Raw genomic sequence first — 13,347 nt, forward strand, 5'->3', positions numbered from 1 at the left:
TCCTGCTATGCATGATTGTTCTTATCGGGCTTGCCGCACGAAGCCGCCGCTCCTTGTTCTCGAGCACCCAACAGCTTCTGTTTAGCATGCTGGGCTACACGTCTGCTGCCTACATTTTCTTCGATATGATCTGGACGCTCTCGGACGGCGTGAGCACTCCTGTAGGCATCACGGCCAACTGGATTTCCAACGCGGTCTCGTTTTCGCTGTTCGCCATCGCGTGCCTCATTTGGTTTTTCTATTCCGAGACAGTGCAGGGCTCTCGCCTTTTGACCGCGCGCTATAGGGTGGCGCTCGTGACGTTGCCAACCGTATTGGTGGTCGTGCTGGCATTTACCAGCTACTGGACGCACGCTATGTTCTATATCGATACACAGGGCGTATATCGTCGCGGAGCGCTTTATATGATTCAACCTATCGTTAGCTACTGCTACATCATATATACGTCTTTGCATGCCTTTATTCAGACTCGAAAAGTCGAAAGTCTGCAAAAGAAGGCCATTTATCGCACCCTCGCCTTTTTTGCGGTTCCCGCTCTGGTGGGCGGTACCTTCCAGGTTTTGTTTTCGGTACCGGGCCTTTGCGTCGGTATAACGCTGAGTATCCTGCTGCTCTACATCATCTACCAGGAGCAGCTGATCTCGACCGACCCGTTGACTGGCCTTAACAATCGCAACCGTTTTGAGACCTATATGCTGTCGCTCTTCTCAAATGTGGATCAGGCCGAAGATGTGTATCTGCTTATGATGGACGCCGACGGCTTTAAACAGATTAACGACCGGTATGGACATGTGGAGGGCGACCATGCTCTCCAGGTCATATCTGCTACGCTCAAAGAGGTCTGCTCGGCGTCTGGTGGTTTTATCGCACGTTATGGCGGCGATGAGTTCGTGGTGCTCCAGAAGGCAGCGGCGGAACAGGACATCATAGACCTGTGTTCGGCGATTAACGACGAGCTCGCTCGTGCCGAGGTGCCGTATCTGTTGCGGATGTCCATCGGCTATGCACGGGTCGGTGATGGTGTCGATACCTGGCAAGACTTGCTTCGCGCTGCCGATGCGGAGCTCTACCGCGTCAAGGCCGAGAAAAAGAAAGCCGGCGTCCAGATACGCTAGAAAAAGGGCGCACGACCGTTGCGATGGTCGTGCGCCCTTTTTGCGTTTGCGGGGGCCACCGGCCATAACGCCCAGGCGCGGTACGGCAAGACGAGCGTCTGCCGCCGCGGCTCGGTACGAAATCAACGAGAGCCAGTGCACTCCATTAAGCTGAAGTGTGCGAACGCCCTCTCTAAAAAGGTGAGCTCGCTAGGCTTTTTTGGGTTTGTTGACGATGATGATGCCACCGCAGACCAACAGCAGGGCAACGATGACGGTAACGGGGCTCGTGCCAGCGTCCTCGCCGAGCAGCAGCGCGCTCAGCAGCACACCAAAGACGGGGTTCATAAAACCAAAGACCGAGACGCGGCTGACGGGGTTGACGGCAAGCAGGCGCGACCACAGCGAGTAGGCGACCGCGGAGATAAGCGCCATGTAGATGATGAGCGCGATGGCGGGGGCAATCGCCGTGGGGGAGAGCGCGCCACCCATCAAAAAGCCGATGGCGGTAAGGACCAGGCCGCCGACCAAGAACTGCCACCCGGCAAGCAAGACGCCGTCGTGCTCACGCGAGAAGATGCCGATCAGGCAGGTCGAAAGGGCACCCGCGACGGTGGAGGCCAGGATAAAGCCCTCGCCGTCGAGCGCAAAGCCAAAGGTGCCGTCCGCGCCCGAAAGGTTGACGAGCCGACACCGGCAAAGCCCAGCACGCAGCCAAGCACCTTGGCCGCATCGAGCTTTTCGGTGCGAAACGCCAGGGCGGCAAAGAGGATGGCTAGGAAGTTGGCGCTGGCCTCGATGATGGAGCTCGACATGGCGCTTGCACGGGAGAGACCAAGGTAGAAAAAGAAGTACTGGCCGATGGTCTGGAAGAGCGACAAGATGCAGATGGGCTTGATATCACGCGCTTGCGGAACGAGCGGGCGGCGCTGGGCCACGCTCATGCCAACAATGACCAGCATGCCGGCAAGCGTGAAGCGCAGACCCGCGAAGAGCAGCTGAGAGGCGCTGTCGTGCGCGGGAATGCCAAAGAGGCCGTAGCCGATCTTGATGCAGGGGAAGGCGGAGCCCCAGAGCGCGCAGCAAACGAGACAGCCCAGGATGAGTCCGGGCAGGGTGGCGAGATACGGCTTGCGGCTTTCCATGATGTCCTTCCTACATGCGCGAAGCAAAAAAGAACCCGCCACCTGATGTGTCGGTGGCGGGCGTTGTTACCCGAAGGGATTGTACCCGATGGGAAAGGTTTAGGCGAAGTAGGCTACGCCGCTCTCAAAGATCGGCATGAACTTGTCGCCGGGGACATGCTCGGGCACGTTGCGGTACAGGTTGTCGCCGCGACGCTCGGCATGGCCCATCTTGCCCAGGACGCGGCCGTCGGGGCTCGTGATGCCCTCGATGGCGAGTGCGGAGCCGTTGGGGTTGACGGAAAGATCCATGCTGGGCTTGCCGTCCTCGCCCACGTACTGCGTGGCGACCTGGCCGTTAGCGATAAGCTGGGCGAGTACCTCGTCGTTGGCGACAAAGCGGCCCTCGCCGTGGCTGATGGCGACGGTGTAGGGGTCGTCGAGGCTACACTGCGACAGCCACGGGGACAGGTTGGACGAGATGCGGGTGCGCACCAGGCGGCTCTGATGGCGACCGATGGTGTTGAACGTCAGCGTGGGCGCATCGGGCGTGGCGTCGACGATGTCACCGTAGGGCACCAGGCCGAGCTTGATCAGGGCCTGGAAGCCGTTGCAGATGCCCAGCATCAGGCCATCGCGGGCCTTGAGCAGGTCACGGACTGCCTCGGTGACCTCGGGAGCGCGGAAGAACGCCGTGATGAACTTGGCGGAGCCGTCGGGCTCGTCGCCGCCCGAGAAGCCGCCGGGGATCATGACAATCTGGCTTGCACGGATGCGGCGGGCAAGCTCGTGGGTGCTCTCGGCGACGGCCTCGGGCGTGAGGTTGTTGATCACGAAGGTGTCAGCCTCGGCGCCGGCGGCGCGGAAGGCGCGGGCGCTGTCGTACTCGCAGTTGTTGCCGGGGAACACGGGGATGACCACGCGCGGGCGGGCGATCTTGGCGCCGCCGTACACGTGGATGTCCCTGGCGCGGAAGTCGATGGTCTCGACCTCGGCGGTCTCGCCGGCGCTGCGGTAGGCGAAGACGCTCTCGATGCCGCTCTCCCAGGTCTCCTGAAGCTCGGTGAGCTCGATGACCTCGGAGCCAGTATCGATGACGTAACCCTCAACGGTGGTGCCCAGGGGCTCGACGACAACGCCGTCGGCGACCTTGGGCAGCTCGGCATCCTCGGCGAGCTCGACGATAAAGCTGCCGTAGAGCGGGGTGAAGAGGCTCTCCACGTCCACATCCTCGGCAAGCTCGATACCGATCTGGTTGCCGACGCACATCTTAAAGAGGCTCTCGGCGCCGCAGCCGTAGCCGGGCGTGGAGACGGCCAGGGCGTCGCCGGTAGCGGTGAGCGCCTCGACGGCGTCAAACGCGGCGAGCAGCTGCTGGGCATCGGGGCGGTAGTCCTCGCCATAGGTGGCGGGGGCGATGCGCACGACGCGATGCGTCAGGCCCTTGAACTCGGGCGAGACGGCACGGGCGGCACGGCCCACGGCAACAGCGAAGCTGATTAGGGTCGGCGGAACGTTGAGCTCGCCGGTCTCGTCCTCAAACGAGCCGCTCATGGAGTCCTTGCCACCGATGGCGCCGGCACCCAGGTCGACCTGGGCCATGAGGGCGCCCAGGACGGCTGCCGTGGGCTTGCCCCAGCGCTCGGCCTCGGTGCGCAGACGCTCGAAGTACTCCTGGAAGGAGAGATAGGCGCGCTTGTGCTCAAAGCCGGCAGCCACGAGCTTGGCGATGGACTCGACCACGGACAGGTAGGCGCCGGCAAACTGGTCGGCTTCCATCAGGTAGGGGTTGAAGCCCCATGCCATGGCGCTTGCCGTGGTGGTCTCGCCGTCCACGGGGAACTTGGCGACCATGGCAGAGCTCGGGGTGAGCTGCGTCTTGCCGCCAAAGGGCATGAGCACGGTCGCGGCGCCGATGGTGGAGTCGAAGCGCTCGGAAAGGCCCTTGTTGGAGGCGACGTTGAGGTCGGTGACAAGCGAGGTCATGCGCTCGGCAAGCGTGGTACCGGCCCAGCTGGGCTGCCATACGCTGCGGGCGCACACGTGAGCGACCTGGTGCTTGGGCGCACCGTTGGAGTTGAGGAACTCGCGGGACAGATCGACGATGGCGACGCCGTTCCAGGCCATGCGCATGCGCGGCTCGGCGGTAACCTCGGCGATAACGGTCGCCTCCAGGTTTTCCTCGGCGGCGTAACCCATGAACTCATCGACGTCACCATCGGCGACGGCGCAAGCCATGCGCTCCTGGGACTCGGAGATGGCGAGCTCGGTGCCGTCCAGGCCGTCGTACTTTTTGGTCACGGTGTCCAGGTCCACGTACAGGCCGTCGGCAAGTTCGCCTACGGCGACCGAGACGCCGCCGGCGCCAAAGTCGTTGCAGCGCTTGATCAGGCGGCAGGCGTCGCCGCGGCGGAAGAGGCGCTGCAGCTTGCGCTCGACTGGGGCGTTGCCCTTCTGGACCTCGGCGCCCGAGGTCTCGATGGACTCGGTGTTCTGGGTCTTGGAGGAGCCGGTGGCACCGCCGATGCCGTCACGGCCGGTGCGGCCGCCCAGCAGGATGATCTTGTCGGTGGGGGCGGGGCACTCGCGGCGCACGTGGTTTGCCGGGGTAGCGCCCACGACGGCGCCGACCTCCATGCGCTTGGCCACGTAGCCGGGGTGATAGAGCTCGTTGACCTGGCCGGTGGCAAGGCCGATCTGGTTGCCGTAGCTGGAGTAGCCGGCGGCAGCGGTGGTTACGAGCTTGCGCTGCGGCAGCTTGCCCTCGAGCGTCTCGGACACGGGGACGGTGGGGTCGCCGGCGCCGGTGACACGCATGGCCTGGTACACGTAGCTGCGGCCCGAGAGCGGGTCGCGGATGGCGCCGCCCACGCAGGTGGCGGCACCGCCGAAGGGCTCGATCTCGGTCGGGTGGTTGTGGGTCTCGTTCTTAAACAGGAACAGCCAGTCCTGGTCCTCGCCGTCGACATCGACCTTCACCTTGACGGTGCAGGCGTTGATCTCCTCGGACTCATCGACATCGGTCATTACGCCGGTCTTCTTAAGGTACTTAGCGCCGATGGTGCCCATGTCCATGAGGCAGACGGGCTTGGCGTCGCGGCCGAGTTCGTGGCGCATCTCTATGTAGCGGTCGAAGGCCTGCTGCACCACGGCGTCGTCGATCGTCACGTCGTCCAGGACGGTGCCGAAGGTGGTGTGGCGGCAGTGGTCGGACCAATAGGTGTCGATCACGCGGATCTCGGTGATGGTGGGGTCGCGATCCTCATCGCGGAAGTACTGCTGGCAGAAGGCGATGTCTGCCTCGTCCATGGCAAGGCCGCGATCGGCGATAAAGGCGGCGAGGCCGGCCTCATCGAGCTCGCGGAAGCCGTCGAGCACCTCGACGGGCTGGGGCTCGGGGGTCTCCATGTACAGCGTCTCGGGCAGGTCGAGTGAGGCGATGCGCGCCTCGACGGGGTTCACCACGTAGTGCTTGATGGCCTCGATGGCGGCTTCGTCCAGAGCGCCCGAGATCATATAGACCTTGGCGGAGCGCACGGCGGGGCGCTCGCCCTGGCTGATGAGCTGAACGCACTCACTGGCGGAGTCGGCGCGCTGGTCAAACTGGCCAGGCAGGAATTCGACGGCAAAGACGGCGCCATCGCTTGCGGGGAGCTCGTCGTAGGTCACATCGACCTGGGGCTCGCTAAAGACGGTCGGCACGCAGGAGCGGAAAAGCTCCTCGTCGATGCCCTCGACGTCGTAGCGGTTGATGATCCTCAGGGCCTCGATGCCCTTGATGCCGAGAATCTCGGTCAGCTCGCCCTTGAGCTGCTGAGCCTCGACGTCGAACCCGGGTTTCTTCTCCACGTAGATACGAGAGACCATTGGTTCCTGCCTTCCTGATCGGTTGGGCGTACGGTACGGTATGCGGCAGCGGTCGGTTTGCGGGGCCTGCCCTGCGGTCGCCTTGAGCCACATGTTTGTAAACCTCACTATGATACGACAGCTCGTGGCGCGTTGCGGACGGCGAGGGTGCTACAGTGAAGCGCAAACAAGAGAAAGGCATCACATGGCATTTGTTTCGCTCGCCATCATCGCGCTCGTGGCCTTTGCAAGCCCCTTCATCGCCTCGGCGATTCCCGGAAAACCCGTTCCCGAGACGGTCTTTTTGCTCGTGCTCGGTGCGGTGCTGGGACCTCATATGCTCGGCGTCATCCATGTAGATGCCGAGGTTTCGCTCGTGTCAGAGCTCGGCCTGGCCTTTTTGTTCCTGCTTGCCGGCTTTGAGATCGACCCTAAGAACATTACGGGTGTGGAGGGGCGCTACGGCTTGGCGACGTGGGCCGTCACGTTTGGTATCGCCTGGCTTGCCGTGCGCTTTACGCCGTGGTTCTCGGTCAGCCATTTCGACGGTATCGCCGTGACGCTCGCCTTGACCTCGACGGCGCTTGGAGCGCTCATGCCCATCTTGCGCGAGCGGTCGCTTGCCGGAACGCGCGTCGGTGATTCGATTCTCGCCTATGGTACGTGGGGCGAGCTCGGCCCCGTGCTCGCCATGTCGGTACTGCTGTCTGCCCGTACGGGCATCGAGACGCTGCTGATCTTGGGCTTATTTGCCGCCGTGTGTGTACTGCTTGCCGTGGTCCCCGGCCGTTCCAAACGCATCGGCAGCCGGTTTTTCGCCTTTATTCAGGAGCGCGCCGACACCACGTCGCAGACCTTCGTGCGCCTGACGGTGCTTATTTTGGTCACGCTCGTGGCGTTTTCCGCTATTTTTAGCCTCGATATCGTGTTGGGCGCTTTTGCCGCCGGCTTTGTCCTGCGCTACATCATCCCCGAGGGCAACCATACGCTCGAGACCAAGCTCGATGGCCTGGCCTATGGCTTTTTGATTCCGGTGTTCTTTACCGTATCGGGCGCGAAGATCGATCTGACGGCCGTGGCGTCGCGCCCGGGCTTGCTCGTGGGCTTTATCGTGGCGCTGCTGATTATTCGCGCGGTGCCCATTCTCATCTCTATGAGCATTTGTCCCGTGACGCGCGATGTGTCGGCGTATGGTCGCATTACGGTGGCCCTGTACTGCACCACGGCGCTGCCGATCATCGTTGCCGTGACAAGCGTTGCCGTCAACGCGGGCGCGCTGTCGCAAGACATTGCGTCGGTCATGGTTGCCGCCGGTGCCATCACGGTGTTCTTGATGCCATTGCTCGCGCAGCTCTTCTACCGCGTGGTCGACGCCGCACCGGTCGCCGCCGTGGCAGAAGTTGCCGAGCATCCATCCGATGCGCTCGACATTCTGCGCGCCCATCACGATTTGGCGAGTCTGCTCGCACGCGAGCACGAGCTGCTGACCTCGCATGGACATGGTCGTGTATTCGAGGGCCTGCCTACGCTCGATACGATTGCCGAGCGTCTTTCCGCCGAGGCAGCGAGCGGCCACATCGATGCCCGCATCGTGGACGCGGCGCACCTGCTTGCCGATAAGACCTATGGAGACGAGGTCGACCCGTCCAAGCTGACTCCGCGTGAGCGCCGCCGCCTGGAGCGCGCCAAGCTCGCCGTGCACGAATACCGCCGCCGCATGCTGGAGCTCTACGCGCGCGATGAAGCCCAGGACGACGACGGCAGGTAGCCAACGCCGCTGCGGAAAATGCATCCCGGAATCGGCGTTCAAAACGGGGCGCGCTTTCCGCGAGAGGCTCGTTGCGGAAAGTGCGTCCCAGAATCGGCGTTCAAAACGGGGCGCACTTTCCGAAGCATGGCCCTGAGGGAAGCTGCGTCCCGGTCTGAGCCGGAATTCTGGGACACGGCTTCTACTTCAAACAGAAGAAGGCGCGCTGCCTGCGGTTGATGCAGGCAGCGCGCCTTTTGCGTTGAGCTCCGTTGAGGTTCGAAGTAGTGGACTAGTTGGCCATGACGCCTTCGGTCCAGGCCTCGACGTCCTCGATGCGCAGGACGTTGGCGACCTCGGCCACGCAGTCGACGCTGGCAAGCTCGGCGGCGGCAGCCTGGATGTCCTTCTCGAGCGCGCGGTGCGTCAGGAAGATAACCGAGCAGGTATCGCTAGCGCCCGACTTGCCGTCCTCGACCTGGTTGATGAGCGAGATCGAGATGTTGTGCTTGGCAAAGATATCGACCGTCTCGGACAGGGCGCCCACGCGGTCGGCGACCTTCAGGCGCACATAGTACTTGGTCTGGAGTTCGTCCATGGGCTTAAAGGCGAGGTTGTGGCCATAGGGCTCAATCTCGGGCAGCGGAGCCACGCCGCGGCTGATCTGCTCGGAGAGCGACAGGATATCGCCCACGACGGCGCTCGCGGTGGGGAAGGAGCCTGCGCCGGCACCGTAGAACATGGTCTCGCCCACGGCATCGCCTACCACGTAGACGGCGTTCATGGCGCCGTTGACCTTGGCGAGCATGTGATCGGCGGGGATCAGCGTGGGGTGCACGCGGACGTCGACGCCGGCGTCGGTGTTGCGGGCGATGCCGAGCAGCTTAATGGTGTAGCCGAGCTCGCGGGCCTGGGCGATGTCCTCGGCGCCGATGGTACGGATACCCTGCTGGTACACATCATCGGTGGTCACGCGGGTACCAAAGCCGATGGAGGCGAGGATCGCCGTCTTGCTGGCGGCGTCGAAGCCGTCGACGTCGGCGGACGGGTCGGCCTCGGCATAGCCCTTGGCCTGGGCGTCGGCGAGCACGTCGGCGTAATCGGCGCCCTCGGCGTCCATGCGCGACAGGATGTAGTTGGTGGTGCCGTTGAGAATGCCGGCGATGGTCAGGATCTTGTTGCCCACCAAGTCGTGCTCGAGCGTGCTCACGATGGGGATGCCGCCGCCGCAGCTGGCCTCGCACTTAATCTGCACGCCGCATGCGCGCGCCTTCTCGGCGAGCGTCTCGACATGACGGCCCAGCAGGGCCTTGTTGGCAGAGACGACGTGCTTGCCGTTCTCGAAGGCGGTGGTAAAGATCTCGGTCGCGGGGTGCTCGCCGCCGATCAGCTCGACGACGATGTCGACGGCGGGGTCGGTGACGACGTCGTGCCAGTCGCTCGTAAAGGCCTCACGCTCAATACCGGCTGCCTCGGCCTGCTCCCAAGCAAGCGCGCAGGCGCGGGTCAGCTTAAGGTCGATGCCGTAGGCTGCCAGGTACTCATCGTGGTGGCTCTTGATCAGACGGGCCACGCCGCCGCCGACGGTTCCCAGACCGATGAGGCCGACGTTCACGGTGCGCAGGGGTTTGCTCATAGATAGCTCCTTCGTGCATCTTATGGATGGATTAACCGCTTAAAGGTTGAGTGCATTCTAGCGTGAACCGAGGGCGCGTGCTCGCCAGGCAACAGGAGTCGCACAAAACGGCACCCCCGAAACGCTGCGGAAACATTGGAAACATGCTCGCTACAAACGAAACTCCGTAACAAACTGTCAACGTTTGCGCCATAAGGTTTGCCCCGTACCGCAAGACGGCCGCACCGCGGCCAGCGAAAAAAGGGGGACACCATGTTCAACATCAACAGCACGCTCAGCCGTAGGAACTTTCTCGCCGGCGCCGCGGCGCTCGGCACCGCCGCCGCACTCGCTGGTTGCTCGTCGGGTGGCTCGGATGGCGGCTCCGCCGATGACGGCAAGACCTTCAAGATCGGTGTCATCGGCCCTCTGACCGGCGCCGCGGCAACCTATGGCGTTTCGGCCGAGAAGGGTGCCAAGCTCGCCGCCAAGGATTTCTCGACCAAGGACCTCAAACTCTCGCTTAAGTCCGAGGATGACGTCGCCGACGGCGAGAAGGCTATCAACGCCTTCAATACCCTGTGCGACTGGGGCATGCAGGCGCTCGTCGGCCCCGTCACGACCGGTGCCGCCGTCGCCGTCTCGGGCGAGATCGCCGACGATATGCTCATGGTCACGCCTTCGGCCTCGTCGCTCGACGTCACCAAGGATAAGACCACGGTCTTCCAGGTTTGCTTCACCGATCCCACCATGGGCGCCAGCGCCGCGAAGTTCTTGGCCGAGAAGTACGCGGATGCCAAGATCGCCCTGTTCTACAACTCCGGCGATACGTATAGCTCGGGCGTTGCCGACGCCTTTGCCGAGCAGGCCAAGGCGTCCAAGCTCGATATCGTCGATACCGAGACCTTTAAGGACGACTCTTCCACGAGCTTTACCAACCAACTCACCAAGGCCAAGGAGGCCGGCGCCACGCTTATCTTTGCCCCGATCTATTACACGCCGGCGTCCGTTTTGCTCAAGAACGCCAAGGACATGGGCTACGACATGACGCTCATGGGTACCGACGGCATGGATGGCTTGCTCTCTGTGGAAGGCTTCGATACCTCTCTTGCCGAGGGGGTACTGCTCATGACCCCGTTCTCTGCCGACGATGAGAAGAACGCCGACTTCGTCAAGGCCTATAAGGATGCCTACGACGAGACGCCTAACCAGTTTGCCGCCGACGCCTACGATTGTGTCCACGCCATCGCCGAGGCCATCGACAAGGCGGGCATCGATATTACGGCCGATGGTGCTGACATTGCCGACGATCTTGCCCGTGCCATGCGCAAGATCAAGATTGAGGGCCTGACGGGCGAGCTCACATGGAACGATGAGGGCCAAGTCGAAAAGCCCGCTACGGCCTATGTGATTCAGGATGGCAAGTACATCGCCGCCTAAGTGCATATAACGACACCGGTGGGGCCGTTTTATTCAGGGCAAGGACGCCTGTAACAGAACGGAAACATTACTTTCACACAATAAAGTGGCTAAACTGCATAAACCGATAGGAATACGCAGAATTATGGATAAATGGGCAAAACAAAAGAAAAGTTGAAATAATCGCCACTTTTCTCAACTAAAGCGTCTACTATTTTGCGAACGCCGAACACGGCGAAGGATGGCCTGTCGGGTAACCGAAACCCGACGAGATTTGAGAGGAGAGCCGCATGTCGAGCCTCACCGGTAAGTCATTGAACCCTGTTATGAATCGCAGGAGCGTTATCGCGAGCGCAGCAGGTCTGGGGGCGATGTCCATTCTAGCTGGCTGCTCCTCCAACGGCGGCGACAGCGGTTCCGCTTCGAGCGACGCTTCGTTTAAGATCGGCACCATCGGCCCGCTGACCGGCGCCAACGCGTCCTACGGTAAGTCCGTTACCCAGGGCGTCGAGCTTGGCTGCAAGGATTTCTCGACCAAGGAGCTGCCGCTTGCCAGTAAGGCCGAGGATGACCAGGCCGATGGCGAGAAGGCCGTCAACGCCTTCAACACCCTGCTCGACTGGGGCATGCAGGCCCTCGTCGGTCCGACCACCACGGGTGCGTCGGTTGCCGTTGCCGCCGAGTGCGGTAACGACCCCAAGACGTTCATGATCACCCCGTCCGCGTCCTCCGAGGACGTCACCGACGGCAAGGATTGCGTCTTCCAGGTTTGCTTCACCGACCCCAACCAGGGCGTCAACGCTGCCAAGTTCCTGGCGCAGAAATATGCGGACGAGAAGTTCGTGCTGTTCTATAACTCCGGCGACGCTTATTCTTCGGGCATCGCAGATTCCTTTAAGGCCCAGGCCGCTGAATCCAAGCTCGAGGTTGTTGACGAGGAGACCTTTAAGGACGACTCCGCCACGAGCTTTACCAACCAGCTGACCAAGGCCAAGCAGGCCGGCGCCACCATGATCTTTGCGCCGATCTACTACACGCCGGCGTCCGTCCTGCTCAAGAACGCCAAGGACATGGGCTACGACGTCAAGATGATGGGCTGCGACGGCATGGACGGCATCCTGGGCGTTGAGGGCTTCGATACCTCTCTTGCCGAGGGTCTGCTGCTCATGACCCCGTTCTCTGCCGACGACGAGAAGAACGCCGACTTCGTCAACGCTTACAAGGATAAGTACGGCGATACCCCCGACCAGTTTGCCGCCGACGCCTACGACGGCGTGCACGCGGTGGCCGAGGCCCTCAAGGAGGCCGGTCTTGGAGTCGACGCCGATCCGACCGAGGCCGCCGAGAAGCTGTCCAAGGCTATGCTCAAGATTACCGTTGACGGTCTGACCGGCAAGCTCACCTGGAATGATAAGGGCCAGGTCCAGAAGGAGCCCACGGCTTACGTCATCACCGACGGCAAGTACGTACAGGCCTAATTGGCCGCCTTACATAGAGCGGTTTTGATCCCAAGCAGGGGAGGTTTTGGCCTTCCCTGCTTGCTTGGTATCTAGGGACGATGTAACGTCCCTGTTTCATACATCAACTGGAAACCTATTCGAAAGGGGGATGTGGAACATGACGGTCTTTATCCAATACCTGGTCAACGGCCTGTCCATGGGCAGCGTCTACGCCATCATCGCGTTGGGCTACACCATGGTCTACGGTATCGCCAAGATGCTCAACTTTGCTCACGGCGACGTCATCATGGTCGGTGCCTATGTCTCGTTCTGCGCCACGTCGTATCTCGGCCTCCCGGGCTGGGCATCTGTAGTTCTCTCTTGTGTGGCCTGTACCGTTCTCGGTGTTCTCATTGAGGGTCTGGCCTATAAGCCGCTGCGTCAGGCGGGTCCGCTGGCCGTTCTAATCACGGCTATCGGCGTGTCTTACTTCCTGCAGAACGCCGCGCAGCTTCTGTGGGGCGCCACGCCCAAGAACTTCACTTCGCTCGTCACCTTCCAGGTGCCGGAGTTCTTGGCCAAGTTCAACGTAAGCGCCGTCTCACTCGTCACCATCGTCGCCTGCCTGGTTATCATGGCCGGCCTGATGTTCTTTACAGGTAAGACCAAGATGGGCAAAGCCATGCGCGCCGTGTCCGAGGACAAGGCCGCCGCTCAGCTCATGGGCATCAACGTCAACCGCACCATCTCGATGACGTTTGCCATCGGCTCTGCCCTTGCCGCCATCGCCGGCGTGCTCCTGTGCTCCTACTCGCCGGTGCTGCAGCCTACGACGGGTGCCATGCCTGGCATCAAGGCCTTCGACGCCGCCGTCTTCGGTGGCATCGGCTCCATCCCCGGCGCCTTTGTCGGTGGCATTCTCATCGGCATCATCGAGGCGATGGCGCAGGCCTACATTTCCACGAGTCTTGCCAACTCCATCGTCTTTGGTGTTTTGATCATCGTCCTGCTCGTCAAGCCTGCCGGCCTCTTGGGCAAGTACGTCCCCGAGAAGGTGTAGGTG

The 13,347-nt window shown here is 62.1% G+C and carries 9 protein-coding genes; 5 read left to right on the plus strand and 4 right to left on the minus strand.

What is annotated here, in order from left to right:
- The first annotated feature begins 11 nt into the window (after positions 1-11).
- A complete protein-coding gene (locus AB5Z20_RS06220) occupies positions 12-1,115 on the plus strand; it encodes a GGDEF domain-containing protein (RefSeq protein WP_368156690.1) in 1,104 nt (367 codons plus the stop codon).
- Between the two features lie 189 nt (positions 1,116-1,304).
- Here AB5Z20_RS06220 and AB5Z20_RS06225 read toward each other — a convergent pair whose 3' ends face one another.
- The 3 genes from AB5Z20_RS06225 to AB5Z20_RS06235 form a co-directional block, all read right to left on the minus strand.
- Complete coding sequence (locus AB5Z20_RS06225) at positions 1,305-1,721, minus strand: EamA family transporter (RefSeq protein WP_368156704.1); 417 nt, start codon at positions 1,719-1,721, stop codon at positions 1,305-1,307.
- Entirely contained in the window at positions 1,679-2,239 is a 561-nt protein-coding gene (locus tag AB5Z20_RS06230; RefSeq protein WP_368156691.1) for a DMT family transporter, read from the minus strand. The genes AB5Z20_RS06225 and AB5Z20_RS06230 overlap by 43 nt, the downstream gene beginning before the upstream one ends.
- 99 nt (positions 2,240-2,338) lie before the next feature.
- Positions 2,339-6,085 carry a phosphoribosylformylglycinamidine synthase gene (locus tag AB5Z20_RS06235; protein ID WP_368156692.1) on the minus strand — a complete coding sequence of 1,249 codons (3,747 nt, stop codon included), beginning with the start codon at positions 6,083-6,085 and terminating at the stop codon, positions 2,339-2,341.
- A gap of 184 nt (positions 6,086-6,269) precedes the next feature.
- On the opposite strand from AB5Z20_RS06235, the gene AB5Z20_RS06240 reads away from it, so the two are divergent.
- Positions 6,270-7,832: a cation:proton antiporter domain-containing protein gene (locus AB5Z20_RS06240; protein WP_343006566.1), complete on the plus strand. Its 1,563-nt coding sequence runs from the start codon at positions 6,270-6,272 to the stop codon at positions 7,830-7,832.
- Between the two features lie 271 nt (positions 7,833-8,103).
- Here AB5Z20_RS06240 and AB5Z20_RS06245 read toward each other — a convergent pair whose 3' ends face one another.
- Positions 8,104-9,447, minus strand: a complete 1,344-nt coding sequence (locus AB5Z20_RS06245) for a homoserine dehydrogenase (protein ID WP_368156693.1) — start codon at positions 9,445-9,447, stop codon at positions 8,104-8,106.
- Positions 9,448-9,699: 252 nt separating this feature from the next.
- On the opposite strand from AB5Z20_RS06245, the gene AB5Z20_RS06250 reads away from it, so the two are divergent.
- The 3 genes from AB5Z20_RS06250 to AB5Z20_RS06260 all read left to right on the plus strand — a co-directional run bounded on the left by AB5Z20_RS06250 (position 9,700) and on the right by AB5Z20_RS06260 (position 13,344).
- On the plus strand, positions 9,700-10,866 hold the full coding sequence (locus AB5Z20_RS06250; RefSeq protein ID WP_368156694.1) for an ABC transporter substrate-binding protein: 1,167 nt from the start codon (positions 9,700-9,702) through the stop codon (positions 10,864-10,866).
- A 269-nt stretch (positions 10,867-11,135) separates the two neighbouring features.
- Positions 11,136-12,323 carry an ABC transporter substrate-binding protein gene (locus tag AB5Z20_RS06255; RefSeq protein ID WP_368156695.1) on the plus strand — a complete coding sequence of 396 codons (1,188 nt, stop codon included), beginning with the start codon at positions 11,136-11,138 and terminating at the stop codon, positions 12,321-12,323.
- Between the two features lie 139 nt (positions 12,324-12,462).
- Entirely contained in the window at positions 12,463-13,344 is an 882-nt protein-coding gene (locus AB5Z20_RS06260) for a branched-chain amino acid ABC transporter permease (RefSeq protein ID WP_022095035.1), read from the plus strand.
- The last annotated feature ends 3 nt before the right edge of the window (positions 13,345-13,347 follow it).

The sequence above is a fragment of the Collinsella aerofaciens genome, from assembly GCF_040910245.1.
GTDB lineage: Bacteria > Actinomycetota > Coriobacteriia > Coriobacteriales > Coriobacteriaceae > Collinsella.